Source organism: Bradyrhizobium sp. DOA1 (genome assembly GCF_001593325.1).
Classification (GTDB): Bacteria; Pseudomonadota; Alphaproteobacteria; order Rhizobiales; family Xanthobacteraceae; genus Bradyrhizobium.
This window is the reverse complement of the sequence record NZ_JXJM01000001.1, coordinates 2,943,234-2,968,546: the sequence shown is the minus strand read 5'-3', so window position 1 is coordinate 2,968,546 and position 25,313 is coordinate 2,943,234. Positions and strand designations below refer to the sequence as shown.

The window sequence follows — 25,313 nt, the reverse complement described above, 5'->3', positions numbered from 1 at the left end:
CTTTCCTTCCAACGAACTCGTGATGACGATCCGCCACGAAATCGACCAACTTACAAAATTACACTAAGTGCAATTCAATATTACATCTGGTGCGATTTATGCAGCGTGCATGCAAGTTGGGCAGCGACGCGTCCGCCTCCGAGAAAATGACGCGACGCCGCCTCGGCGCGATGCTGCTCGCCGTCGCGGTCACAGCCGCAGTCACCGCGCACCCGGTGCAAGCGCAGTCCGCCCCGCCCGCTTACACCGACTTCGACTGGGTCGATCCCGCGCGTGCGCGGCCCGTTCCGGCGCGCTTGCACTGGCCAGCGGATGTTGCGCCAGGATCGCGCGTACCGCTGATCGTGTTCTCCCACGGCCTCGGTGGCTCGCGCAGGGGCTACAGCTATCTCGGCCGGTATTGGTCGGCCCATGGCGTTGCGAGCCTGCATGTTCAACATACTGGCAGCGATTCCTCGCTCTGGGCAGGCAATCCCCTCGGGGTCGTCGATCGTTTGCAACGAGCGGCTCATGAGAGCGAGGCGCTGGCGCGAGCGCTCGACATGCACTTCGCCCTGGATCGCATGCTGTCTGGCCCCTATGGCACCCGGATCGATCGTCGGCGCATCGTCGCGGCCGGGCATTCCTATGGCGCGAACACGGCTCTCGTTGCCGTGGGCGCCCGCGTCATGCGCGACGGAAGATGGATCGAGGCCCGCGACCCGCGCTTTACGGCCGCGATCGTCATCTCTGCGCCGCCGTTCTATGGCGAAACCGATCTTGCCTCGGTCCTCGGCAAGATCACCGTTCCGAACCTGCACGTGACGGCGACGAACGACGTCATTCAAATCCCCGGCTATCACTCGCCTACTACCGACCGATTGGCCGTCTTCAACGCCATCGCCACGCCGCGCAAGCTGCTTACCGTGTTCGAAGGCGGCTCCCACAGCATCTTCACGGATCGCTCGTTCACGGGCGGTCCCGCCCTGAACCCGAAGGTGAAGGCTGCGACGGCTGAGCTCACGCTGGCTTTCCTCGACCTAGCCTACGATGGCGATCGGGAGGCGCTGACGCGCTGGAATGCGGCCTGGCAGCCGATCCTGGCATTGGCCCCCGATGCTGCGCCTCCGCAGATTTCGGCTCCTCCGTCCCCGCGCATGGCCAAGAGGGCGGCGACCGGCCTCGTTCCCGCGCCATGAGCTGGGTTGCCTTAGCTGCCTCTTGGCGAGCTACTCGGTCTTCCGCAAGAACGCCCCGAACGCGCGCGGGCCGTCGCCGGTCTTGATCTCGCCGATCACCTTCAGATCCGTCGCGTCGATGACGCTCAACGTGTTGCTCTCCCAGCAGGCGACGATGACGCGCTTGCCATCGGCGGTCGCCGCGATCCCTTCGGGATAGTCGCCGACATTGATGCGCTTGATCGGCTTCAGGCTCGCCAGGTCGAACACGCTGACAGTGCCCCCGTATTGGTCGGTGACGAAGCCGCGGCCCAGCGTGAGCGCCACCGCATAGGGCCGCATCCCCGCCGGCACGCGGCCGATCTCGCGGCCTTCGGCGATGTCGATGATGGAGACATCGTCGGAGCCGACATTGGCGGTGTAGGCGCGCCTGCCCTCGGCATCGATGGTGACGCCGAACGGACGCGTGCCGACCTTGATGACCGCCTTGCGCTGCCGCGTGGCGGTGTCCACCACCGAGACGCTGTCGTCGTCGCGATCGGCCGAGAGCAGCAGCCTGCCATCCGGCGTCACCGCAAGGCCCGACGGCGAAGTCCCGACCGCGATACTGGCGGTGACGCTGCGGCTCGCCGCGTCGATCACCCGCACTGCGGCCGCATACCAGTCGGCGACATAGATCGTCCTGCCATCGGGCGTCACGGCAATGCCGAGCGGCCCGCCGCCGACCTCGATGCGTCCGGCGATCTGCCGCGTTGCCGCGTCGATCACCGTCACCGCCTTGGAGTCGGGGCTGGTCACATAGGCCAAGCGCCCGTCCGCACTGACGGCGACGCCCGCCGGCTTGCCGCCGATCGGGATGTTCGCAACCCCGCGCGCGGTGGCGAGGTCCACGACCATCAGGTCGTCGCTGAGCTGGTTGGTGACGAACGCCTCTTCCGCGGACGCTTGCGCGATGCTGGCGGCGAGCGCCGCCAGAACCAGGATACGCACGCTCAGCTGCCGCTCTCGATCTTCTTCTTGAGCGCCTCGAGCCCGGCCTTGTACAGCCCGCTCACGGCCTTTGTTGCAGCTTCGTCGCTCAGCTCCGGCGGCGGATCGTTGTTGGGATAGCCGCGATAGAACGCGCCGGCCCATTCCAGCTTCGCCTTGCCATCAGGCGCCGGTGACACCGTCAGTGTCGAGGAATAGTTCGTCACCGGCAGCACCTTCACGTCGACCTTGGTGATCCGGTACGAATAGCTCTGCATGTCGGGTTCGTATTTGTAGAGCTCCTCCTCGACCGTGGGGCCGCCTGTCAGGGTCAGCGTCCGCGTCGCGCCGATCTCGTTGCCCTTCTGACCCTCGGTCTTGGTGACGATCGGAAGCCAGCTCATGTCCTGGAAATTGGAGATCGCGGCCCAGACCTTGGCCGGCGGCGCACTGATCTCGATGGATTCCCGCACTTTCTGCCGGGTCGGCCCATGAGCCCACACCGGCTCAAAAGCAGCCACCAGAGCCATCCCCGCCACCGCCAGCGCCGCCACCCCGGCAAGCGCCGTTCCGCTTATCATCCTCATGTCGTTTCCTCGTTCCTCGATTCGCGCGACTTCGGGCGCGTTGCGGTCATCGTAGCGCATTTTTGGACCATGGGGAGACCTGTTCGTGGCACGGCTGTGACGGTGTGGTTGCCGGGCATCCACACCATCCGGTGCGAACGCAAAGCTCTGGCACGACGTGCCGCGAGAACGGAAACTGTCCCAGCCATTCGACGACAGCCTCGTGCCCCGGACGCTGCGCAGCACGAGGTGATCCGCTGCAGAGCCGGGGCCCATCTCACGGCACCTTACGGTTGACCTACTGGGTCCCGGCTCTGCGTCGCAACGCTTACGCGTTGCCGCTTGTCCGGGACACGAGGGTTGAGCGCTGGATTGCTTCGTCGCAAGAGCTCCTCGCAATGACGGCGGAGAGAACGACCGCCGACCGCGCCTATTACTCTGCCAACGTCGCCTCCACGAATCCGCGCGGATCAGCGCAAAACTCACGCATGACGCGGTAGTGATCCGTCTCCTCCACTGTCACGGGCTCGAGGCCATACTTCGTCAGCCGCAGCAGGCGCGCGTTGGGATATGCCATCAACATCGGCGAATGCGTCGCCATGATGACCTGGCAGTTGCGTGAAGAATCCATGCGATGCATCAGCTTCAGGAACTCCATCTGGCGGGCCGGAGACAGCGCCGATTCCGGTTCGTCGAAGATGAAGATGCCCTGTCTCTGGCATCGCTCCTCGAAGAAGCGCAGAAAGCCCTCGCCGTGGGAGTACGACAGAAAATCGGGCGGCATGTCCGAGACTTCGTCGAGATATCTCGCAACGGAGAAGAAGGTCTCGGCTCGGAAGAACCAGCCGTTGGTAATCTTTGGCACCCAGCCAGCGCGAAGTGCGGTCGACAACTCTCCACCCATGATCTCGCGCGCATTGGAATGATCGACCGCGCGATATCCCTTGCCGCCGCCGGCGTCGTCATATCCGGCAAGTGCTGCAATACCCTCCAGGATGGTCGATTTGCCGGTGCCGTTTTCGCCGACAATGATGGTGATCGCGGTGTCGAAGCTCAGGTCGAATTCTTCGCTGAAGATCGGAAGACAATATGGATATGCTGTCCAGTCGGAGACCAGTGTGCGGTCGAGCCAGACGCGCCGCAGATAGGGAGCAGGCAGCCTGATGTCGCGCTGTCGCCCTCGCATAACAACTCCTCCCTGCCCTAACCGAACACTGCCGTCACGCGAACATATCAGGAACAATCATTGCGAGGAAGTGGTTCGCCGGAGAAGGTTCACTTGTTTACTCCAGCACCTCCAGCACCAGCTCCATGGTCATCAGCACGGGATTGTCGCCGCGGACCAGGCGGCCCTCGGCAACACCTCCGGTGTAGTCGATCAGGGCAACGTCGAGCACGGCTTCGAGCGCCTCTGACGGACCGGGCTCGATTGCGCCGGACGTTATCGCCAGCTCGGTGGCGAACGGCTCGGTGATGCCGCCATGAGTGAAGCGCGCCCCGATGGTCGAGCCGACGCCACCGTGGAGCTTCGCACGCGCAATGCCACGCGCGCGACAAAACGCTTCGAGGCAACCCGCAAAGTCCTGGTTCGGCCGCAGCCGCAGCGCGAAAGCGCGGCGCGTCGTGCGTGCGCCGGTGCTCGCAGCGGCAACCGGCCCGAACAGCTTGAAATTGGTCTCGGGATCAGGCTGGGCCGTGAACATCGCTCCATCGAGACCGAAGGCTTCGACCTCGAACGGCTCGGCCACCATAGTCTCGTCCGGCAGCATGTGGCCGCCGCTCGCCTTGCCGTCAGCCTCGGTCCACAGCCCGTGGCAGTGAAAGAACGGCGCGCCGTCGCGCGTGCCGAGCGTCATGCTGCCGAGCCTCACGCGCGTCACGCCCTCGGGCCGGAACGTATCGCTGTAGAACGCGGCGTTCTCGCCGGTCTTCGACAAGGCCGGCATCACATAGGCGAACGGTCCCAGCGCGCCAGCGCCAAAGTTGAGCACGCCGCCGGCAAACCCCTCCGCGGCAAAACCGCGGCGCGCGGCGTCCAGCAACGGCAGACCGGCTTGAAGCGTGAAGGCGAAGGCACGTCCCCTCGCCTCCACCCATTGAATGCGTTCGGCAACGGGCGAGCCCGGCTGCTTGATGCTCCGCATCGGCCCGGCTCAGCCTGCCTTCGTGCTATCGAGGTCGAGCAGGCCTCGCGCCTCGAGCTCGTCGCGCACCATGCGCTTCGGCACCTTGCCGTAGCCGGATTTCGGCAGCGCTTCCCAGAAGAAGAACCGCTTCGGCATCTTGTAGCGCGGCACCTTCGGGAGGAGGAACGCCGCCATCTCGGCTTCGCTCACGGCCTGCGCGCCCTCGCGCGCGACGCAGACGGCGACGCCGACCTCGCCCCAGGTCGCATCGGGCACGCCCAGCACCGCGACCTCGCCGACGGCGGGATGGGTCAGGATCTTCTCCTCGATCTCGCGCGGATAGATGTTGGAGCCGCCCGAGATGTACATGTCGGAGGCCCGGCCGGTGATGTAGACAAAACCCTCCTCGTCCATGTGGCCGAGGTCGCCGGTGCGGAACCAGCCGTTGCGGAACGCCTTCGCATTGGCTTCGGGGTTGTCGTAATAGCCGGCGAACACCGCAGGCCCGATCACGCAGATCTCGCCGCTCTGGTTGGCCTTGAGCTCGCGGCCCTCGTCGTCCTGGATCGAGACCTGCATGCCGGTGCGCTCGAAGCCGCAGGTGCCGATCTTCGCGTGCGGGCCGTCTTCGGGATCGTGCAGCGCCGCCGGCAGCACGGTGATGTTGCCGGTGACCTCGCCAAGGCCGAAATACTGCACGATCACCTTGCCGAGCTTGTTCAGCGCCGCCTTCTGGTCCTCGCGATACATCGGCGCCCCCGCATAGATGACCTGACGCAGCGAGGAATGATCGTATTTGTCGGCAGCGGGATTCTCGACCATCATCTTCAGGATCGTCGGCACCGTGAAGAGATTGCTGACGCGGTGCGTCTCGATCAAGCGGAACGCCTCGTTGATGTCGAATTTCTCGGTCGGCAGCAGCACAGTGCGCGCGCCGCGCGCGGTCTGCATCAGCTGATGCACGCCGGCGCCATGCGACAATGGTGCCACCACCAGCGAGGCATCCTGCTCGGTCGTGCCGGGCGTCAGGTCGGCAAGATGATTGGTCACCACAAAGCCCATCTGGCCGTGGGTCAGCACCGCCGCCTTGGAGCGGCCGGTGGTGCCGGAGGTGAAGAAGAACCAGCAGGGATCGTCGTGCTCGACCGCGACGTTCTCCACGGCATCACCGGCCTGCGAGGCGATGGCATCGGCCACCGAGCGCTCACCGAACGCAGCCTTGCCGTCGACGCTCCAGGTGAACTCGAGTGCGCCGCCCTTCACCGCCGCGGCATGTTCGGGGAAATCGACGTGGCACAGGAACGCCTTCGCGCCGGAGGCCTGCGCGAGATAGCTGACCTCATCCGGCATCAGGCGGAAATTGGTGGGCACCCAGACCGCGCCCAGCCGGAACGCGGCGAACATCGAGAAGAACATCTCGTCGCCATTCTTGGAATGGACCAGGATGCGGTCGCCCTTGGCAATGCCGCGCGCGGCGAGCGCTGCGGCCAGCGCCGAGACCTGCGCATCGATCTGGTGCCAGGTCCAGGATTTGTCCCCCCAGACGAAGCCGGGGCGCGATCCATGCCGCCGCGCATTCTGGGTCAGCATATAGGCGAGATTCATCACGCGGCGGGACATGCGCAGGGGCTGCATCGGGCTTCCTCTTCGACGACGGACGGCACGCCGGCCGTCCGCTCATTGCCGCCCATTTATCGCCATCGCCAGCGCCCCTGCAAGGCCGCCGGGTGCACGGCTCCCCTACGGCTGCTTGAACGCAAACGGCGTCGCCGTGATGGCCTTGGTCTTCGAGCAGGCTTGCGGACCAAAGCCGCCGCAGAAGCTGCCATGCAGATCGAAGCGGACGGTGCGCGCGGCGCCGCGCTTCACCGATGGGGCCATGATCTTGTAGCGGAGGACGTAGCCGTCGAACACCTCGCGCATGCTGCCGTCCGGCAGAGTCACCAGGATCTTCATGACGCAGCCGCCGGTTCCGCAATACGTCGTCTCGCGATCACCGCATTTGGTGTCCTGGAAATCGACGATGTAGTCCTCGCGACCGTCACCGGTCAGGTCGACCTTTCGCACCGTATCAGGCGCAAATGTCACCGGGCCACCGTCCTGGCTCGCGCATTCCTCATTGGCAAAGCGCACGGCTTTCTGCACCCCAGGCGGATAGTCGGCCGGATTGAACGGCTTTGCGTCTTCGGCGCGCACAGCCGAGGCGAACAGAGCCAGCATGATGATGAGACAACGCATGCGCGTTTGTCGTCAGCGCGGTCACAATCGTTCAGGGAATTTTAAGCATGATCGGCGCAACGTTCATCAGTTGTCGCGTACAGAGTACCCCATCATGGTCAAAGCGCCGGCCCTTCTCCTATTGTCGCTGGCGCTCGCCGGATGTGCCGTGGGCCCGCAAGCGCAGCTTACGTCCGATCCAGCCTTCAAGCCTGCGCGCTATGCCTGGGATGGCGCCGGCGAGAATCCCAATCAGCCCCGTTCGACCTCGCGTGCGACGCGCACTGCTGCGGCAGCCGAGCGCAACCGATCGCAGGCCGGGCTTGCCCCTTATTCGAAGGAATGGTGGCAGGCACAGGACGGCATCGAGGCCGACCAGGACGCCAGGGTCAACCGCTCACTGGTCATCTGCCAGGGCTGTCTGCGCCCGCAGCCGCAGCCCGAAGATTCCAGGCTGGCCAAAGCGGGCGATTGAACCGAACAACCTCAACATCGGAAACCTGCCGACCCGACCGCGCGTTACGGCTTGGTGTGCGGCGCTGGCAGCTGGAGGTCGAGACATGAGCGACGTCGTCAACAACAGAGACCATCACCGCTACGAGCTCGCGGTGGACGGCCATCTTGCGACAGAGCACTACAAGCTCGATGGCAAGGTGATCACCTTCGAGCATACGGACGTGCCGAAGGAGCTTGGCGGCAAGGGCATCGGCTCGAAGCTGGTGCAAGGCGCGCTCGACCAGATCCGCGCCGACGGATTGAAGCTGATCCCGCAGTGCCCGTTCGTAAAGACGTGGATCGAGAAGCACCCGGACTATGCCGATCTCGTGACGCGATAAGACAGGCCCACCGCCGCGACGGCGAACCTGCCGATGTCTTGACCTATTGCCCATGCTTGAGCATGTCCTGGTCGTTCATATCCCAGTCCTGCCACAGCTGGAGTATACCGAGCAGCACCACCGCCGCGCCGAGGCTGGTGTGATAGACGCGGAGGAAGCCGTCACCGGAATAGCCGATCACGTAGGGCGAGGCGATGAGCCACAGTCCGGCCAGGATCGTCGTCACCTCCTGCCAGCGCTGCAAGGCGACATATTCGAGCTGGCTGATGCCAAACACGATCAGACCGATTGCGACCGTGTTGAGGATCACCGTCTGATGTCCGGTGATCACCGGATCCTGGATCGGAAACCACGGCGATGCCACGATCACCGCGCCGAGCAGCATCCCGCACCAGTCTTCCCATGTTCGATGAGTATTCAAGAAACCAAAGTCCGACATCGTACCCTCCTTCGAAGAGGCATACGTCTGCGGCTGGCAATATTACACTCCGAACGTCTAGCGACCCTGCCGGCCGCATTCGGGCGTATGTCCTCTCGAGGACGTGGGAACCGAAGTTCGCCTTGCAAGAGCGACCGCGAGGATTATTTGCAGCCGTCGCATCATGCCTGCATGGCGAGACCTCCATATTGCGCTGCGGCGGCAGCAGCGCGTTTGCAGATGCCTCCCTTGCGGCAATCGCCCTTGGTCCCACCTTGGCAAGGGCCGGCTCCGCCTCTTAGATCAGGAAGCAATCTGCAGTTCGGAAGGGTCCCGCATGGCGGCTACAGTACGCGACAACAAGGACAGGAGCCGCTTCGAGCTCGATGTTGGCAGCGAGGTCGCCTTCGCCAATTACCGGCTGACGCCGTCGGCCGTGATCATCACCCACACCGAGACGCCGCGCGCGCTGCGCGGCCGCGGCATCGGCTCCGAGTTGGTCAAGGGCGCGCTGGACCTGATCCGCCGCGACGGCCGGAAGGTGATTGCCGGCTGCGGTTTCGTCGTCGATTATCTCGATAGGCATCCGGAGGATGCGGATCTTGTGGCCTGATCGCGAAAGGGCCCGCGCGATGGCGGGCCCTTACGGTTAAGACCGGGCGACCGGTCAGTGCTTGATCTCCGGCGGCAGCTTGCCGCCATTGGCAGCGAGCTTGGACATCACCTGCTTGTGCAGCCAGACATTCATGCTCGCCGAGTCATTCATGTCGCCGGTGTAGCCCAGCTCCTTGGCGAGATCCTTGCGCGCGGCGAGGCTGGAATCGATATCGAGCGACTTCATGAGGTCGACGATGGAGGTGCGCCACTCCAGCTTCTCGCCCTTGTGCGCAGCCGCCGCCTTGTCGACGATCGCGGCAACATCAACCGCTGCCATCGGGGCGGTGGCCGGCGCCGATGTGCCGGGCGCGCTGCTTGCGGGCGCGCTGCCGGCAGCCGCGGCGCTGGCCGGCTGGCTACCGAAGATCGCGCCCATGATTTTCCCGAAAATGCTCATGTCTGCTCCCCAAAAAGGATCCGTTGGAAGGGCCTTGAGTGGCACTTATAGACGAAGTTACGTCGTGGCGCCCGCGAAGTTCCGCGGACCAGCACGCAGCATCAGCTTATCTGCGGCGAAATGACGGCCGAATGACATCACCGAGGTTGCACTGCGCCATCGAATTTCCCCCAAGCGTGAGGGACAGGACTCGGAATTGGGAGTACGCTCAACCTTCAGCTCGCGATTGCCTTTCCGGAATTCGCGTCTGGTCGGGAATCGCGAGAGTTCGAAGAGAGCGGCCGCTTGCGCCGTTGCCGGCGCGAGATCGACCGCGCGGCAAGGGAGCTAGCGACCATGGCCACACTCTACCAGGGCGATGTCCCCACGGTGGCCCAGCCCGCGGAAGCGGCTGGACCGGTGATCCGGACCATCCAATTGTCCGACCTGCACGATGCGCTGAAGCGCGGCTGGGAGGATTTCAAGGCCGTTCCGAGCCACGCCATCATCCTCTGCGTGATCTATCCGGTGCTCGGCCTCGTGCTCGCCCGCGTGGTGATGGGCTATTCGGTGCTGCCGCTGCTGTTTCCGCTGGCCGCGGGCTTCGCGCTGATCGGCCCCTTCGCGGCACTTGGGCTGTATGAACTCTCCAGCCGGCGCGAACGCCACGAAGAGGCGACCGCCTGGGATGCCATGGAGGTGCTGCGCTCGCCGTCGTTTGCTGCGATGCTCGGCCTCGGCACGCTGCTGCTCGCCCTGTTCGTGACCTGGGTTGCGACCGCGCAGGCGATCTACATCGCGGCGTTCGGTTATGAGGGCGCGACCGGGATCTCGGATTTCATGACGCGCGTTCTGACCACCGAGCAGGGCTGGTGGCTGATCGTGGTCGGCTGCGGCGTCGGCTTCTTGTTCGCGCTCGCCGCGCTCTGCATCAGCGTCGTGTCGTTCCCGCTGATGCTGGACCGTCATGCCGGCGCGTTCGAAGCGATGACGACGTCGCTGCGCGTCGTCGCGAAGAACCCGGTGCCGATGGCGGCCTGGGGCCTGATCGTGGCGGTGCTGCTGGCGCTCGGCACGATCCCGGCCTTCCTCGGCCTTGCCGTGGTGATCCCCCTGCTCGGCCACGCCACCTGGCATCTCTACCGCAAGGTGATCGTCTCCGAACCGGGTGCCCGTCCGGTGCCGCCTCCGCCGCATCGGCAGCGCAAGCCGGCGGCCGACTTCCCCGCCAACCTCTTCCCGTGGCGAAACAACACGGACGCCTGACAATGTCGTGACGTGCGGCCCTGCCCGATTCGGACAGGGCCGCACGCCTTGCTTTGGCCGCGGTTACAACCGAGATTGCGTAGGCCGGTCAGATCACTTCACGGAATCCATTTCATCTGATGACCCCGACGATTTCTCGTCTCGCTCTCGCAGCTTTCGCCCTTTCCGCTTCAATCCTGTCAGCCCAGCCAGCGCTCGCCGCTGTTGCCTGCGGCTCGGGCAATTTCGATGCCTGGCTTGCGGACTTCAAAACCGACGCCGCTGCCAAAGGCATCTCGCAGCAGGCGATCACCGCCGGGCTTGCCGGCGTGACGCTCGATCAGAACGTGCTCAACCGCGACCGCTCGCAGAAGGTTTTCAGCCAGAGCTTCGAAGAGTTTTCGGGCCGCATGGTGCCGCCGCGCCTGCAGCGCGGCTCCAACAGGATGAAGCAGTACGGCTCCGTTTTGTCGCGCATCGAGCAGACCTACGGCGTCCCGGGCGAGATCTTGGTCGCGATCTGGGGTCTGGAGACCGATTTCGGCGTCAACACCGGCACGTTCGCAACGATCCGTTCACTGGCAACGCTGGCTTACGACTGCCGACGCTCCGAGTACTTTCGGGCCGAGCTGTTGGATGCCCTGCGCATCGTTCAGCGCAGTGACCTTGCGCCTGGCGACATGAAGGGCGCCTGGGCCGGCGAGCTCGGCCAGACCCAATTCATGCCGTCATCCTGGATGAAATACGCCGTCGATTTCGATGGCAACGGCAAGCGCGATCTCTTGCACAACGCGCCCGACGTGCTCGCCTCCACCGCTAATTATCTCGCCGGTTATGGCTGGCAGCGCGGCAAGGATTGGCAGCCGGGCAGTCCCAACTTCGAGGTGCTCAAGCAGTGGAACAAGAGCGAGGTCTATTCCAAGACCGTCGCCTATTTCGCTGCCCAGCTGGCGCGAGCTCCCTGAACCGATCGGGCAACTGAATGAGGGCCGATCGCCCAGCGACCGGCCCTCTCTGAATTGACGTCTCAACGCTTCTATTTGGCCGCGGAGGCCTGCATCGCCTTGTTCAGATGCGCACCGCACGCACTCATCTTGCCGTTGAGCAGGGAGTCCTGCGCGGCCGCGATCTCCTTCTGCGCGACGAGCTTGCTGTCACCGTCGGCCATGTTCTCGATCGCGGTTTCCGTCTTCTCCAGATTGGCCGAGCTGCAGCCGCCCGCGCTCCGCTTGGCAGCTTCGGCCGGCGGGAGAGCAAACACGACGGCGGCAATCGCGACAGCCCCGAGTAACTTCGTCATGACGTTACCTTCCTTCTTGTCCTTCGCAGACCAGCGACATTGCCGGATTCTGCGACATGACTTTTGCTTGGGCGTGGCAACTTGTCGCAGTAAACTCCTCGCGAGAATTGCGTGATCTTGCGCCGGGCGCAGAGGCGTATGCGCAGGTTCCAGTTTTCATTACGTCACCGTAATGCTTACGCAGAAAATGAACATATATTCACTCTTATAATCGGAGTCACATGCGAATCGCGCATGCGTGACTTGGGCCAAGACGCTGGCCCGGATCCCTAGCGGACAGGTGAACGCACCATATTTCCTGAAAGTCCAGAATCGCATTTCCTGGCCTAAGTCCGTGTAATCACGGGTATTTAATGCTCTACCCGGGGCTTATTGCCCGCTACATGGGCAGGAGCGCCCTCGGGTTAAGCGTCCGTTACGGACGCTATGCAAGCAACGCTTAGCTGCATCGCAACATCGGAACTTTCGCACTGCACCACTCCCACCTATATTCATTTCAACGATGAGGCCCGAGCAAGGGCTGAATCGAACTACAGGAGACTACCAATGCTGCTCTCGCTCATCCGCATGATCCAGGCTTTCCGGGACTATCAGCGCAATGTTGCCGAGCTGTCCCAGCTCAGCGATCGCGAACTGGCCGACATCGGCCTCGATCGGTCCGACATCCCGCGCGTTGCCGCCGGCCAGTATCAGGGCTGATATCGTTCAGCCCTTCACCGGACGAACCGATAGCGCCCGCCTCGTGCGGGCGTTGTCGCATCTAGCGGCAGAAAACTCGATCTCGGCGATTCCACTTGTCGCCGAAAAGCGCTACCTGTCCGCCCCATGACAGGACCCCAATCCAACATCGTGCACGTGATCGGCGCCGGCCTTGCCGGTTCCGAAGCCGCTTGGCAGGTGGCCAAGGCCGGCGTGCCCGTGGTGCTGCACGAGATGCGGCCGACCCGCATGACCGAGGCGCATCGCACCGACGGCCTTGCAGAGCTCGTTTGCTCCAATTCGTTCCGTTCGGACGATGCCGCCAACAATGCCGTCGGCCTGCTCCATGCCGAGATGCGCCGGCTCGACTCGCTCATCATGCGCGCCGCCGATGCCAACCAGGTGCCTGCCGGCGGTGCCCTCGCCGTCGACCGCGAGGGCTTCTCGGCGGCCGTCACCAGGGCGCTCAACGACCATCCCTTGATCGAGATCGCCCGCGGCGAGGTCGCCGGCCTGCCTCCGGCCGACTGGCGCAACGTCATCGTCGCGACCGGCCCCCTCACCTCAGCCCCGCTGGCCGATGCCATCCGCGAGCTGACCGACGAGAACGCGCTCGCCTTCTTCGACGCGATCGCACCCATCGTGCATCGCGAATCCATCGACATGTCGGTCGCCTGGTTCCAGTCGCGCTACGACAAGGTCGGCCCCGGCGGCAACGGCGCCGACTACATCAACTGCCCAATGACCAAGGAGCAGTATGACGGCTTCGTCGCCGCGCTGATCGCGGGCGAGAAGACCGAGTTCAAGGAGTGGGAGACCAACACGCCCTATTTCGACGGCTGCCTGCCGATCGAGGTGATGGCGGAGCGCGGCCCCGAGACGCTGCGCCATGGCCCGATGAAGCCGGTCGGCCTGAGCAATCCGCACGATCCCACCACGAAAGCCTATGCGATCGTGCAGCTGCGCCAGGACAACAAGCTCGGCACGCTCTACAACATCGTCGGCTTCCAGACGAAGCTGAAATATGGCGAGCAGCAGCGCATCTTCCGCACCATCCCCGGGCTCGAGAAGGCCGAGTTCGCCCGCCTCGGCGGTCTGCATCGCAACACCTTCCTCAACTCGCCCAAGCTGCTCGACGGCCAATTGCGCCTGCGCGCGCAGCCTCGGCTGCGTTTTGCCGGCCAGATGACGGGCTGTGAAGGCTATGTCGAATCCGCCAGCGTCGGCCTGATTGCCGGGCTCTATGCAGCCGCCGACGCGCGCGGCGAAACGCTGGCGAGTCCGCCGGGCACAACGGCGCTGGGATCCCTGCTCGGCCACATCACTGGCGGCCATATCGAGACCATCGAGCCGGGCACGCGCTCGTTCCAACCGATGAACATCAATTTCGGCCTGTTCCCGCCGCTCGCATCCGTGCCGACCAAGAAGCCCGACGGCACGCGGCTGCGCGGCAACGAGAAGACGGTGGCTAAGAAGCAGGCGATGAGCGCACGCGCGCTCGCCGATCTCGATCGCTGGATCGCCGATCACCTGCGCATTGCCGCCGCTGCGTGAGTTTGTCGATGAGCCTCCCCAACGACGACGCCGCGGCACTCTCGGCGCGCTGGACCGAGGGCGTGCTGCTCAAGCGCGACGTGTTCTCGACGGTCGAGCGCGGCCGCTTCCGCAACGGCAAAGGCGAAGTCGATGCGGTGCTGCGCCGGCTCGATGAAGTGCCGTGGTGGTCATTCGCGCTGGCGCGCCATCTGTTCGCCCGCGAGAAGCATGCGCTCGCGCTCGCCAAAGGCCTCAATGTCGGTCCGGAGCTGCTATGGGCCGGCCGCCGCGCGCTGGTGCGCGGCTTCGTCGACGGCGTCGCGCTGCATCTGGCCAAGCCGCATGGCGACCTCGCCTATTTCCGCTCGGCCAAGGCCGCGCTGCGGCGGCTGCGCCGTGCCGGCATCTGCCACAATGATCTCGCCAAGGAGCAGAACTGGCTGGTCGGCCGCGACGGCCGCGCTTACGTCACCGACTTCCAGCTCGCTGCCTGCTTCGCGCGGCGCGGCCGGCTCTACCGCATCCTGGCCTATGAAGACCTCAGGCATCTGCTCAAGCACAAGCGCTCCTATGCACCCGAGGCGCTGACGCCGCGCGAGCGAAAGATCCTGGCGAAGAAATCATTCGCCGCGAGCCTGTGGCTCGCCACGGGCAAGAAGGTCTACCGCGCCATCACCCGCGGCCTGTTCAACTTCACCGACCGCGAAGGCGGTGGCCGCCGCCTCGTCAACGACGCGCCGGTGCTGGCGGACCTGATCCGCAAGAACCCGGCCGTACGCGACACCGCCATCGTCGCCTTCGCCGACCGCCGCTCGGGTGTCGGGCTCTATGCCTTCGTCGAAGCCGATCAGGTCACGCTCGAAGGCGAGCTCCGCAACGAGCTTGCGGCCGCCAAGGGCCCCAAGCCGCCGGAACACATCCAGGTCGTCCACGCGCTGCCCCGCGACTCAGGCGGCAAGCCGCGCACCGAAATCCTGCAACTGGTCGCCATGAACCAGCTCGACCTGATCGAGCCGATGATGAAGAACGACCAGGACCGCGCCTTCCTCAAGGACATCCTCGAGCAGCGCAAGAACCTGCGCGACCGCTTCAATTTCGAGGCGGACCTGCCGGCCGGCTAGAGCGTGATCCGTGCCTTGAAGCGTCCACATTGCCAATAGAGAAGCGGTCAAATAATTCGGGCTTGGCGGGGTCATGGGCACTCGGGGGACTGTGATGCGTTGCTTGGCTGGCGCTCTGACCGCCGGCCTTCTGCTGCTGACCGCCGCCCCCGCGATGGCTGACACTCCGGCCGAACTGATCTCGAATTTCCGTCTCAAGCATGGTGAGGTCCGCGTCGTGCGCGACGCCACGCTGGACCGCATCGCCATGGACCAAGCCCGTGCGATGGCGGCCAAGGACGATCTCAGCCACGATGCGCTCGGCCCGTTCAATCGCCGGGTCGCGCCCGCCGGCGCGGGCCGCGCCGCCGAGAACATCGCCTACGGCTACGACAATTTCGAGAAGACGCTGGGACAGTGGATCGACTCGTCCGGCCACCGCAAGAACCTGTTGCTGCACAATGCCTCCCGCGTCGGCATCGCGAGCGCCAAGACGACCAGCGGCAAGCGCACCTATTGGGCGATGGTGATCGCCGGCGACTACGAGCCGAAGGGCAAGAAGAAGAAAGACAAGGAGCCGCTGGTTGCCGTGAAGCGGGAGGTCGCGCCCACAAGCAAGCCGAAACCGAGCAATTGTCACGTCAAGCTGCTCGGCCTCTGCATCTGAGGCGAGACCGTCTCAGCCGCGGCGCGCGGCTTCGATCGCGGCGACGTCGATCTTCGTCATCCCCATCATCGCATCGAAGGCGCGCTTGGCCTCCGTGCCACCGGCGGCCAACGCTTCGGTCAGCACCCGCGGCGTGATCTGCCAGGAAACGCCCCACCTGTCCTTGCACCAGCCGCAGGCGCTCTCCTGCCCGCCATTTCCGACGATGGCGTTCCAGTAGCGGTCGGTTTCCGCCTGGTCGTCGGTCGCGATCTGGAACGAGAAGGCTTCGTTGTGCTTGAAGACGGGCCCGCCGTTGAGGCCGAGACAGGCAACGCCGGCTACGGTGAATTCGACGGTCAGGACATCGCCAGCCTTGCCCGACGGGTAATCGCTGGGCGCGCGATGAACCGCACTCACCACGCTGTCCGGAAACGTCTCGGCATAAAAGCGGGCCGCGGCTTCAGCATCCTTGTCGTACCAGAGGCAGATCGTGTTCTTCGCCATTGGGTATTCCCTGTCGTTCCGTGCCAAATTGCGCTTCCGATCAGCATAGGCATCCCGACCCGCATGCTCCAGCCGGAACAGTCGTTTGGCCGAGCTTGCTCGCGTGCGTCATTGTGTCTACGAGGAACCTGACGATGGAGGCTCTGACGTGATCGACATCGACCGAATGCGTGCCGACACGCCTGCTGCCTCCCGGCTCGCGTATCTCCACAATGCCGGGGCGGCTCTGATGCCCGCACCCGTCGTCGCGGCGATGAAGGGACATATCGATCTCGAGAGCGAGATCGGCGGCTATGCCGCTGCCGATCGCGAGTCCGATCGGCTCGAAGCAATTTACGGTTCAGTGGCCCGGCTCCTGAACGCCGCGCCCGAAGAGATTGCCCTGGTGGAGAACGCGACGGTTGCCTGGCAGATGGCGTTCTACTCGCTTCCATTTCGAGAGGGCGACCGGATCCTGACCGCCGAAGCGGAGTACGCCGCCAACTATGTTGCGTTCCTTCAGGTTGCCCAGCGCACAGGCGCAGTCATCGATGTAGTGCCGAGCGACGCGACGGGCGAACTCGATGTCGGCGCGCTCGAACGCATGGTCGACGAGCGCGTGAAGCTGATCGCCATCACCTGGGTTCCGACCAATGGCGGGCTGGTCAATCCCGCGGCGGCAGTCGGCAGGATCGCGCGGGCGCATGGCATTCCCTACCTGCTCGACGCCTGCCAGGCGGTGGGCCAGATGGCGGTCGATGTCGAAGCGATCGGTTGCGACATGCTGTCGGCCACGGGACGCAAATTCCTGCGTGGGCCGCGCGGCACGGGCTTTCTCTATGTCCGTCGCGCGCTTTTGCAGCAGCTCGAGCCGCCCATGATCGATCATTTCGCGGCGCCCTGGGTTTCGCGGGATTCCTATCAACTGCGCGACGACGCACGCCGCTTCGAGACCTGGGAGAACAACTACGCGGCCCGGCTGGGGCTGGGCGCGGCGGTCGACTATGCCCTCGACATCGGAATGGCCCCGATCGAGCAGCGCTGCCGCAAGCTCGCGGAGCGTCTTCGCACTGGCCTTGCCGCCATCCCCGGCATCACCATTCGTGATCTCGGACGCGCGCCGGGCGCCATCGTGAGCTTCACGATGGACGGACATGAGGCCGACACCATCGTCAGCAGTGCCGCAGCAGCCGGCATCACGATCGGGGCGTCAGATCCGGCGAGCACCCGCATTGATGCCGAAGAGCGCTCGCTACCGCCACTCGTCCGCGCCTCCCCGCATTACTACAACACCGAAGCCGAGATTGATCGCCTCATCGACCACCTCGCAAGCGTCGCACGGCGATGATGGCACGTCAGGTGCAGCGCGCGCTCAATCCGGAGGCACTGAGCTTTGCCATGACCTCATCGAGATGCGCGGCATCGCGGGTCTCGATGACGAGTTGCAGCAGCGTCGCCTTCGCCGGCAGGTCCGAGAACGTCCGCTGATGCGAGACCTCGATGATGTTGGCGCCGGCTTCGGCCAATAGCGCTGCCACTGCGGCGAGCTGCCCGGGCCGGTCGGGGATATCGAGCGACAATTGGGTCAGCCGTCCCTCCCGCGCGAGTTCGCGCGTGAGGACGGAGGCGATCAGCCTGGTATCGATGTTGCCGCCGCTCAGCACCAGGCCCACTTTCAGGCCGGCAAAGCGAGATGAATCCGACATCAGCGCGGCAAGGCCCGCGGCGCCGGCGCCCTCGACCACCGTCTTCTCGATCGAGATCAGGGTCGCGACCGCGCGCTCGAGCTCGGCTTCATTGACGAGCGCGATGTCGTCGACGAGACGGCGGATGATTTCGGTGGTGATCTTGCCCGGAGACTTGACCGCGATGCCTTCGGCAAGCGTATCGCCGCGCGCCGGCAGGTTGCCGTCGTGGATGGCGTTGTACATCGAGGGATAGAGCCAGGCCTCGACGCCCAATATCCGCACCGAAGGCTTGATGGATTTCGCCGCGATGGCGGTACCACTGATCAGTCCGCCGCCGCCGATCGGCACGACCAGCGTGTCGAGCTCCGGCACGGCTTTCAGCATCTCCAGCCCGACGGTGCCCTGCCCCGCTATGACGAGCGGATCGTCGTAGGGGTGGACGAAGATCATGCCGCGGGCTTCGCCGTGACTGCGCGCGAACGCGGCCGCCTCCTCCAGCGTCGCACCGGTGACCACCACCTCCGCGCCGTGATGCCGGGTGTTCTCGACCTTCACCATGGGCGTGCCCACGGGCATGACGATGGTTGCGGGGATGCCGAGACGCTTGGCGTGATAGGCCACACCCTGCGCATGGTTGCCCGCCGACATCGCGATGACGCCCCGCGCACGCTCCTCGGACGTCAGCGCCGTGAGCCGATTGAGGGCGCCGCGTTCCTTGAACGAGGAGGTGAACTGCAGGTTCTCGAATTTGAGCCAGATGTCGCAGCCGCAGATGCTGCTCAGCGTGCGGCTGTAGCTGCAGGGCGTCTCGACAACGGCTCCGTGGATGACCTTGGCGGCGGCGTGAATGTCGCCGGGAGCGACCGCAAGGCCGCTGAGATCGCAGGACGTGATTTGGGACAAGTCGGCCATGGGACAGCATAGAGCATTTGCCCGGCCCGGGCGACCAGCCGACCGCTATTTGGTAAATTCCCGGGAACGTGAAGCCCGCCATAATGTCCACAGCGTGCCCAGCCGCGAGGCCGGCTGCGGCGCAAATGGATTGCGCCCGGCCTGCGACAGGCGCTTGAGGTCGGCTCGCGTCTGGCTCACCAGCAGAAACGCAGGACGTACGGATGCGGGCACCTGCGGCAGCAGTGACAGGGCCGTGGTCAGATGCTGCTGTGCCTCGCCCGCAAGCTGCTCCAGCGCGGAACGCAAGGCTGGCGTCTCTTTGCCGGCGAACACGTCTTCCATGTTGCAATTGTGGTTCGCCAGCACCTGCTGCGGCACGAACAATTGCCCGTGCGCCGCATCGCGCGGCAGATTCGCGATGACGTGAACGATGCCTTGCGCCAGCCCGGCATGCCGGGCGAGATGCTCAACCGCATCCGTTGGCGACGCCAGGACCTGCGCCGCGAGGCCGAACAAGGCCGACGAAGTCGCCGCAAGATATCCCTCCAAGGCCGCCATGGTCGGCATCGGATCGTTGTAGAGATCGAACTGGTGCTCGTCGGCGAGCAGCGACAGCGGTTCGACCGGCAGGTCATAATCGCGGATGGCGCGAAGCAGCTCGGCCGCGACCGGATTACCCTCGGCGCTGCCGTGAATCTGCCCTGACAGCATGTCGGTCCACCATTGCAGGCGAATCTCGCCGGGCAAGGGCTGGCTCACCTGGTCGCGGACGCGCACGATCTCGACATTGAAGGCATAGAGCGCCAGCAGCGCGCGGCGCTCGGCGGCAGGCACGAACAGTGTCGCGACATAGCGCGGGAAGTCGTGGCTGCGCACCAGATCGGCGCAGAAAGCAGCCGAGTCGAGCGCCTGCGCGGTGCTGCTCATGGTACCGCGATCAGCGCAGCCGCGACGCGCCGCCGCTCGCCGATCATGATGTTATAGGTGCGCACGGCAGGGCCGGTCTGCATCGTGTCCAGCACCACCCTCACCGCCTTGAGAGCCTGGCGCAGCTCCGGCGGCGGCAGCCAGAGCCCGGTTCCAGTGCCGACCAGAAGGGTGTCGATGCCGTTGGCAGCCGCGAACACCCGGTCCAGCGAGTACCGGTCGATCTTCGCGGGATCGTTCACGTCCCAGGCCCAGATCGCATCCGGCAAGCACAACAGCGATCCCCGATGCGAGATGCCGGCAAAGGCGAAGCCGCCTTTGCCATAGGCCTCGATCGGCGCCGAGCGCGGGAAATGCGGTGCGTTGGGATCGCCGGCCATGAGCTTCGTCCGAATGGGCTTACTGCCCTCGCAAACGTTTGCGAGGGCATGCGGTTCGGATCATGCCTTGCTTTTCTTCGCCGGCGTATCCGTGTCGGGCGCGTCTTCGCGATGCTCGCCGACGCCGAGATAGATCAGGATCGGGGCCGCGATGAAGATCGAGGTATAGGTGCCGACCAGCACCACGCCGAACATCATCACCGCGGTGAAGCTGTGGATGGCGTGACCGCCGAACAGCAGCAGCGCGAGCAGGGCCAGCGTGACCGTGACGTGGGTGATGATCGAGCGCGACAGCGTCGAGTTGATGGACTCGTTGAGCAGCTGCGGCATCGGCATCTTCTTGTAGCGCCGCAGCATCTCGCGGATGCGGTCGTAGATGACGACGGTGTCGTTGAGCGAATAGCCGAGAATGGTCAGAAGCGCGGCGATGCTGGTCAGGTCGAAATCGACCTGGCTGATCGACATGAAGCCGATGGTCAACACGATGTCGTGCACGTTGGCGATCATTGCGCCCAGGGCGAACTGCCATTCGAACCGGAACCAGAGATAGATTAGGATTCCGATGATCGCGAACATCAGGCCGAGCATGCCGAAGGCCAGCAATTCGCCGGAGACGCGCGGGCCGACCACCTCGACGCGGCGATATTCGACGGAATCGCCAAGAGCGGTGCGAACCTTCTGCACGGCTTCCTGCTGGGCGGCGTCGCCACCCGGCTGCTCCGCGACGCGGATCAGGACGTTCTCGGCATCGCCGATTTGCTGAATCTGGACTTCGCCCAGGCGCAGGCCATCCAGCGTCGTGCGCATCACCGCAATATCGGCGGGGCCCGACTTCGACCTGACCTCCAGCAGCGTGCCGCCGCGGAAATCGATGCCGAAATTCAGCCCATGGGTGAAGAACAGCACGATTGCGACGATCGACAACGCGGCCGAGATCGGAAAGCTGATGCGGCGGAAACGCGTGAAGTCGAAATGCGTATCGTCGGGGACGATGCGCAGCGACGGCAGCCAGCCAAACGCCGCGACCACGGTGAGAATGGCAATGAGGACGCCGAGCCCGATGAGAACGGTCTGAGTCACGATCAGGCTCCTAGATCGGCACGCTCTGCGGCCGCTTCCACCGCACCCACCAGGCGACGATCAGCCGGGTCAGGGTGAAGGCGGTGAACACCGTGGTGATGATGCCGATGCCGAGCGTCACGGCAAAACCGCGCACCGGGCCGGTGCCGATGTAGAACAGCACCGCGGCAGCGATGAAGGTGGTGATGTTGGAATCGAGGATGGTCGCGAGCGCCCGCTTGAAGCCGGCGTCGATCGCCGAGATGGCGTTGCGGCCGCCCCGCAATTCCTCGCGGATGCGCTCGTAGATCAGCACGTTGGAATCGACCGCGATGCCGACGGTGAGCACGATGCCGGCGATGCCCGGCAGCGTCAGCGTGGCGTTGAGCAGCGACAACAGGCCGAAGATCATGGCGACGTTGATGGCCACGGCAATGTTGGCGAACGCGCCGAAGAGCCGATAGGTCACCAGCATGAAGATGATGACCAGGATCGAGCCGACGTAAGCCGCAAGCTCGCCCTTCTCGATCGAGTCCTGGCCGAGACCCGGGCCGACGGTGCGCTCCTCGACCACGGTCAGCGGCGCGGGCAGCGCGCCGGCGCGCAAAAGAATCGCGAGATCGTTGGCCGATTGTACAGTGAAATTGCCGGAGATCTGACCCTGGCCGCCTGTGATGGGCTCCCGGATGACGGGCGCCGAGATCACCTTGTTGTCGAGCACGATGGCGAACGGCAGTCCCACGTTCTCCTGTGTGGCCTGCGCGAATTTGCGGGCGCCCGAGGTATTGAACTTGAAGCTGACGACCGGCTCGCCCGTGCGCTGGTCGAAGCTTGCCTGGGCGTCGGTCAGATCACCGCCGGCCACGAGCACCTGCTTCTTGACCACGTAGGGTGTCGGCGGTGGCGAGGCACTCATCAAGAGCTCGGATTCCGGCGGCACCCTGCCCTGCTGCGCCTGATCCGGCGGCACGGAGGCGTCGACCATGCGGAATTCCATCTTCGCGGTCTTGCCCAGCAGCTCCTTCAGCCGGGTCGGGTCCTGGAGACCGGGCACCTGCACCAGGATGCGGTCGTTGCCCTGGCGCTGGATCACCGGCTCGACGGTGCCGAGCTCGTTGACGCGGCGCTCGACGATCTGGATCGATTGCTCGATGGTCTTGCGCAGGCGATCGAGTATCGCGGCCTGCGGGACGCTCAGACGGATCACCCCGCCGCCGGCATCGGTCACCTCGAGGTCGCGCTGACCGCTGGATCCCATGAGGCCGCCCAGCGGCTGGGACAGCTCCCGCAGCTTGGCGAGCGCGGCCTGCGCATCGGATTCCTTGGTGATGCGGACTTCGACGGCGTCGTTGCGCACGGTGACGCCGCCGGTGAAGCCGATCTTGGCGTCGCGCAGCGTCCGGCGGACGTCGTCGCGGACCTGGTCGAGCCTCTCCTTCTTCACGTAGTTGGAATCGACCTCGAGCAGCAGATAGGAGCCGCCCTGGAGATCGAGGCCGAGCACCAGCCTGCGCTGCGCCCAGGCGGGCCAGGACTTGACCTGCGCCTCGGGGAAGAAATTGGGGACCGCGCAGAGGCACACGATCAGCGCCGTCAGGATGATCCCCAGCGCCTTCCACCGCGTGAAATACAACATCGACTGGACCTGTCAGATCAGGAGACTTGGGATGCTCGCGGAAGCGCTCACTTCGACGCGGCGTCGTCCTTGGTGTTTTCCTTGCTATCCTTGGATTCCTTGGCCGGCTCGCCCTTGGCGCGCACGCCGGAGATCATCTGGCGCATCTGCCGCACGCGCACGCCGTCGGAAATCTCGAACTCGATCTGATCGTCGTCGACGACCTTGGTGACCTTGCCGACGAGGCCGCCCGAGGTCACGACGGTGTCGCCGCGGCGGATGTTCTTCACGAGGTCGGCGTGATCGCGGACCTTCTTCTGCTGCGGACGCAGAATCAGGAAGTACATGATCACGAAGATCAGGGCGAACGGCAGCAGCGACATCAACATGCTGTTGGTGTCGCCGGCGGCCGCAGCCTGGGCATACGCAGGGGTAATCAGCATTCGGACGATCCTCGTGAGAACGGGGGGAAGCCGGTCAGGCCTTCAAAGGCGACCGGTTCGGTCAAATTCGCGCGGACTATAGCGGCCATTGCCCCAATTGCAACGCTGCCAGACCGCCCTTTTGGCCACCTTGCGGCGCGCCGTCAGGCCCGATAAGGCTGCGTTCTCAGGAACTTCGGACATGCCCAAAAACCTTAGCAAAAGCCCGGCCGGCAAAGGCCCCAGCACCCCTGCCCGCAAGCCCGCCCGCGTCGCGGCAAAACGCCCCACGACGGCCGCCAAGCCAAGTCTCGCAGCAGCCCCGGACCTCTCGCAGGAGCGCATCGTGCGCGCGCTGGAGACCATCGCGGCGCACCTCTCGGCTCGGGGCAAGCCGGCGGTCGAGACCGAGTCGTTCGAGCGGGCGGATGCCTATGTCTGGCACCCTGATGGCCGCCTTGCCGCCGTGCCGCGGGTGAGCCGCGTCGAGTTGTTCCTGCTGAAAGGCGTCGACCGGATGCGCGACATCCTGATGGAGAACACCGAGCGCTTCGCCAATGGCTTGCCCGCCAACAACGCCCTGCTCTGGGGTGCGCGCGGCATGGGCAAGTCGTCGCTGGTGAAGGCCGCGCATGCCAGCATCAACGCCGAGCGCAAGCCGGCCGACAGGCTGAAGTTGATCGAGATCCACCGCGAGGACATCGAAACGTTGCCGATGCTGATGGAGAAGCTTCGCGACGCCAGCTTCCACTTCATCGTGTTCATCGACGACCTCTCCTTCGACGGCAACGATGCGTCGTACAAGTCGCTCAAGGCCGTGCTCGAAGGCGGCATCGAGGGCCGGCCCGAGAACGTCATCCTCTATGCCACCTCCAACCGCCGCCATCTGCTGGCGCGCGACATGATCGAGAACGAGCGCTCGACCGCGATCAATCCCGGCGAGGCGGTCGAGGAGAAGGTCTCGCTGTCGGATCGCTTCGGCCTCTGGCTCGGCTTCCACCGTTGCAGCCAGGACGAATATCTCGCCATGGTGCGCGGCTATTGCGGCCATTTCGGCATTGAGGTCGACGACGAGGCGCTGGAGCGCGAGGCGCTGGAATGGTCGACCACGCGCGGCTCGCGCTCGGGCCGCGTCGCATGGCAGTTCGTGCAGGAGCTGGCGGGCCGGCTCGGCGTGAAGCTCGCGGGGAAATAGCGGCTGTTAGCCCAAAACGAGATCGCCCGCTTTCGCGGGCGATAACCTGTGTTTCTTATGAGAGCGGCAGCCCGAAGGCGTCTCACGCTCCGTTCAGGAATTGAAGCGGGTCAACCGGGCTCGATCCCTTGCGGATCTCGAAGTGAAGCTGCGGCGACGCCACTTCCCCGGATTGACCCGACTTGGCAATGACCTGACCGCGCTTAATGGTATCGCCGCGCTTCACCAACAGCTCACTCGCATGGGCATATGCGGTGACGTAGCCGTTGGAGTGCCGAACCAGGACCAGATTGCCGTAACCCTTCAGCTCGTTGCCGGAATAAGCGACGACGCCGTCTTCGGCGGCCTTGACCGGGGTGCCCTCGGGCACCGCGAGATTGATGCCGTCGTTGGACTTGCCATTGGTCTTGGCGCCGTAGCTCGTGACCACCTTGCCGCGCACCGGCCAGCGGAAGGTCGGCAGCGCGCCCGTGGCCTCCGCTGCCTTCGCAGGCGCATCGGCGGGCTTCTCCTCGACATTGGCCGTGGCCTGGGCCAGACGCGCGCTCTGCACGGGCGCGGCGGCAGTTGCCACCTTGGTGGCGGGCGCCGGAGCGGCCGCGACGGGCTGGAGCGTTCCGGCCACCGGCGCAGCCGCGACCGGAGCCGCAGCAACGGGCGCCGCAACAGCAGCAGTCTTGGCTCCCGGCACCGTCAGCTTGGTGCCGAGCTTGAGCTTGGCCGACGGGTCGAGGCCATTGGCACGTGCGAGCTCGGCCGCCGAGATGCGGTTGTTACGCGCGATGCTCGCGAGCGTGTC

29 protein-coding genes are annotated in these 25,313 nt (G+C 64.9%); 12 read left to right on the top strand and 17 right to left on the bottom strand.

Translation table 11 applies throughout. From position 1 onward, the window contains the following. Positions 1–146: 146 nt before the first annotated feature. Complete coding sequence (locus tag SE91_RS14115; RefSeq protein WP_082813913.1) at positions 147–1,178, top strand: alpha/beta hydrolase family protein; 1,032 nt, start codon at positions 147–149, stop codon at positions 1,176–1,178. Positions 1,179–1,208: 30 nt separating this feature from the next. Here the strand turns inward: SE91_RS14115 and SE91_RS14110 are convergent, their stop codons facing one another. From SE91_RS14110 to SE91_RS14085, 6 genes are all read right to left on the bottom strand, one after another. After that, positions 1,209–2,147 (bottom strand): YVTN family beta-propeller repeat protein, encoded by a 939-nt coding sequence (locus SE91_RS14110; protein ID WP_061848002.1) that lies wholly within the window; start codon positions 2,145–2,147, stop codon positions 1,209–1,211. Between the two features lie 2 nt (positions 2,148–2,149). Continuing rightward, positions 2,150–2,713 carry an SRPBCC family protein gene (locus SE91_RS14105; protein ID WP_060737743.1) on the bottom strand — a complete coding sequence of 188 codons (564 nt, stop codon included), beginning with the start codon at positions 2,711–2,713 and terminating at the stop codon, positions 2,150–2,152. 412 nt (positions 2,714–3,125) lie between these two features. Beyond that, complete coding sequence (locus SE91_RS14100) at positions 3,126–3,878, bottom strand: AAA family ATPase (RefSeq protein WP_061848001.1); 753 nt, start codon at positions 3,876–3,878, stop codon at positions 3,126–3,128. 97 nt (positions 3,879–3,975) lie between these two features. Beyond that, on the bottom strand, positions 3,976–4,836 hold the full coding sequence (locus tag SE91_RS14095) for a PCC domain-containing protein (protein ID WP_061848000.1): 861 nt from the start codon (positions 4,834–4,836) through the stop codon (positions 3,976–3,978). A gap of 9 nt (positions 4,837–4,845) precedes the next feature. Continuing rightward, positions 4,846–6,453 (bottom strand): acyl-CoA synthetase, encoded by a 1,608-nt coding sequence (locus tag SE91_RS14090; protein WP_061847999.1) that lies wholly within the window; start codon positions 6,451–6,453, stop codon positions 4,846–4,848. A gap of 105 nt (positions 6,454–6,558) precedes the next feature. Beyond that, on the bottom strand, positions 6,559–7,056 hold the full coding sequence (locus tag SE91_RS14085) for a hypothetical protein (protein WP_061847998.1): 498 nt from the start codon (positions 7,054–7,056) through the stop codon (positions 6,559–6,561). Between the two features lie 94 nt (positions 7,057–7,150). Here SE91_RS14085 and SE91_RS14080 point away from each other — a divergent pair, with 94 nt between their 5' ends. Beyond that, a complete protein-coding gene (locus SE91_RS14080; RefSeq protein ID WP_008566875.1) occupies positions 7,151–7,510 on the top strand; it encodes a hypothetical protein in 360 nt (119 codons plus the stop codon). 85 nt (positions 7,511–7,595) lie between these two features. Beyond that, positions 7,596–7,871: a GNAT family N-acetyltransferase gene (locus SE91_RS14075; RefSeq protein WP_061847997.1), complete on the top strand. Its 276-nt coding sequence runs from the start codon at positions 7,596–7,598 to the stop codon at positions 7,869–7,871. 43 nt (positions 7,872–7,914) lie between these two features. Here SE91_RS14075 and SE91_RS14070 read toward each other — a convergent pair whose 3' ends face one another. Further along, a complete protein-coding gene (locus SE91_RS14070; protein WP_061847996.1) occupies positions 7,915–8,310 on the bottom strand; it encodes an SPW repeat protein in 396 nt (131 codons plus the stop codon). A gap of 316 nt (positions 8,311–8,626) precedes the next feature. Between SE91_RS14070 and SE91_RS14065 the strand changes: the two genes are divergently transcribed. After that, positions 8,627–8,902, top strand: a complete 276-nt coding sequence (locus SE91_RS14065; RefSeq protein ID WP_060736139.1) for a GNAT family N-acetyltransferase — start codon at positions 8,627–8,629, stop codon at positions 8,900–8,902. A gap of 54 nt (positions 8,903–8,956) precedes the next feature. Here SE91_RS14065 and SE91_RS14060 read toward each other — a convergent pair whose 3' ends face one another. Continuing rightward, on the bottom strand, positions 8,957–9,343 hold the full coding sequence (locus tag SE91_RS14060) for a DUF3597 domain-containing protein (RefSeq protein WP_061847995.1): 387 nt from the start codon (positions 9,341–9,343) through the stop codon (positions 8,957–8,959). A 336-nt stretch (positions 9,344–9,679) separates the two neighbouring features. Here SE91_RS14060 and SE91_RS14055 point away from each other — a divergent pair, with 336 nt between their 5' ends. After that, on the top strand, positions 9,680–10,588 hold the full coding sequence (locus tag SE91_RS14055) for a DUF2189 domain-containing protein (protein ID WP_061847994.1): 909 nt from the start codon (positions 9,680–9,682) through the stop codon (positions 10,586–10,588). Between the two features lie 119 nt (positions 10,589–10,707). Next, positions 10,708–11,532 (top strand): lytic murein transglycosylase, encoded by an 825-nt coding sequence (locus SE91_RS14050; RefSeq protein ID WP_060736141.1) that lies wholly within the window; start codon positions 10,708–10,710, stop codon positions 11,530–11,532. 71 nt (positions 11,533–11,603) lie between these two features. Here the strand turns inward: SE91_RS14050 and SE91_RS14045 are convergent, their stop codons facing one another. Further along, positions 11,604–11,867, bottom strand: a complete 264-nt coding sequence (locus SE91_RS14045) for a hypothetical protein (protein WP_061847993.1) — start codon at positions 11,865–11,867, stop codon at positions 11,604–11,606. Positions 11,868–12,413: 546 nt separating this feature from the next. Here SE91_RS14045 and SE91_RS35305 point away from each other — a divergent pair. The 4 genes from SE91_RS35305 to SE91_RS14030 all read left to right on the top strand — a co-directional run bounded on the left by SE91_RS35305 (position 12,414) and on the right by SE91_RS14030 (position 15,869). Beyond that, positions 12,414–12,566, top strand: coding sequence for a DUF1127 domain-containing protein (locus SE91_RS35305; protein ID WP_007590701.1), 153 nt, complete (start codon positions 12,414–12,416; stop codon positions 12,564–12,566). Between the two features lie 126 nt (positions 12,567–12,692). Further along, on the top strand, positions 12,693–14,120 hold the full coding sequence (gene trmFO / locus SE91_RS14040; protein WP_061847992.1) for a methylenetetrahydrofolate--tRNA-(uracil(54)-C(5))-methyltransferase (FADH(2)-oxidizing) TrmFO: 1,428 nt from the start codon (positions 12,693–12,695) through the stop codon (positions 14,118–14,120). 8 nt (positions 14,121–14,128) lie between these two features. Beyond that, entirely contained in the window at positions 14,129–15,223 is a 1,095-nt protein-coding gene (locus SE91_RS14035; protein ID WP_061851123.1) for a serine/threonine protein kinase, read from the top strand. A gap of 73 nt (positions 15,224–15,296) precedes the next feature. Continuing rightward, positions 15,297–15,869 (top strand): CAP domain-containing protein, encoded by a 573-nt coding sequence (locus SE91_RS14030; protein WP_156489605.1) that lies wholly within the window; start codon positions 15,297–15,299, stop codon positions 15,867–15,869. A gap of 12 nt (positions 15,870–15,881) precedes the next feature. On the opposite strand, the gene SE91_RS14025 is transcribed toward SE91_RS14030, so the two are convergent. Then, positions 15,882–16,355 (bottom strand): VOC family protein, encoded by a 474-nt coding sequence (locus SE91_RS14025; protein ID WP_061847990.1) that lies wholly within the window; start codon positions 16,353–16,355, stop codon positions 15,882–15,884. A gap of 148 nt (positions 16,356–16,503) precedes the next feature. On the opposite strand from SE91_RS14025, the gene SE91_RS14020 reads away from it, so the two are divergent. Then, on the top strand, positions 16,504–17,682 hold the full coding sequence (locus SE91_RS14020; protein WP_061847989.1) for an aminotransferase class V-fold PLP-dependent enzyme: 1,179 nt from the start codon (positions 16,504–16,506) through the stop codon (positions 17,680–17,682). A gap of 7 nt (positions 17,683–17,689) precedes the next feature. On the opposite strand, the gene SE91_RS14015 is transcribed toward SE91_RS14020, so the two are convergent. The 6 genes from SE91_RS14015 to yajC are packed head-to-tail and all read right to left on the bottom strand — an operon-like array spanning position 17,690 to position 23,340. Then, complete coding sequence (locus SE91_RS14015; RefSeq protein WP_061847988.1) at positions 17,690–18,934, bottom strand: threonine ammonia-lyase; 1,245 nt, start codon at positions 18,932–18,934, stop codon at positions 17,690–17,692. Between the two features lie 45 nt (positions 18,935–18,979). Further along, entirely contained in the window at positions 18,980–19,843 is an 864-nt protein-coding gene (locus SE91_RS14010) for a phytoene/squalene synthase family protein (RefSeq protein ID WP_061847987.1), read from the bottom strand. Further along, positions 19,840–20,223, bottom strand: a complete 384-nt coding sequence (locus tag SE91_RS14005) for an Mth938-like domain-containing protein (RefSeq protein ID WP_061847986.1) — start codon at positions 20,221–20,223, stop codon at positions 19,840–19,842. Before SE91_RS14005 ends, SE91_RS14010 begins: the two co-directional genes overlap by 4 nt. Before the next feature lie 60 nt (positions 20,224–20,283). Beyond that, positions 20,284–21,303, bottom strand: a complete 1,020-nt coding sequence (gene secF, locus SE91_RS14000; protein WP_008547179.1) for a protein translocase subunit SecF — start codon at positions 21,301–21,303, stop codon at positions 20,284–20,286. Positions 21,304–21,313: 10 nt separating this feature from the next. Then, complete coding sequence (gene secD, locus SE91_RS13995; protein ID WP_061847985.1) at positions 21,314–22,918, bottom strand: protein translocase subunit SecD; 1,605 nt, start codon at positions 22,916–22,918, stop codon at positions 21,314–21,316. Between the two features lie 47 nt (positions 22,919–22,965). Continuing rightward, positions 22,966–23,340, bottom strand: a complete 375-nt coding sequence (gene yajC / locus SE91_RS13990) for a preprotein translocase subunit YajC (protein WP_008547182.1) — start codon at positions 23,338–23,340, stop codon at positions 22,966–22,968. Between the two features lie 181 nt (positions 23,341–23,521). Between yajC and SE91_RS13985 the strand changes: the two genes are divergently transcribed. Continuing rightward, the gene (locus SE91_RS13985) at positions 23,522–24,514 is read left to right on the top strand and encodes an ATP-binding protein (protein WP_061851122.1); all 993 of its coding nucleotides are present in this window, start codon (positions 23,522–23,524) and stop codon (positions 24,512–24,514) included. Between the two features lie 82 nt (positions 24,515–24,596). Here SE91_RS13985 and SE91_RS13980 read toward each other — a convergent pair. After that, a partial coding sequence (locus tag SE91_RS13980) for a LysM peptidoglycan-binding domain-containing M23 family metallopeptidase (protein WP_156489995.1) occupies positions 24,597–25,313 on the bottom strand: 717 nt, incomplete at its 5' end.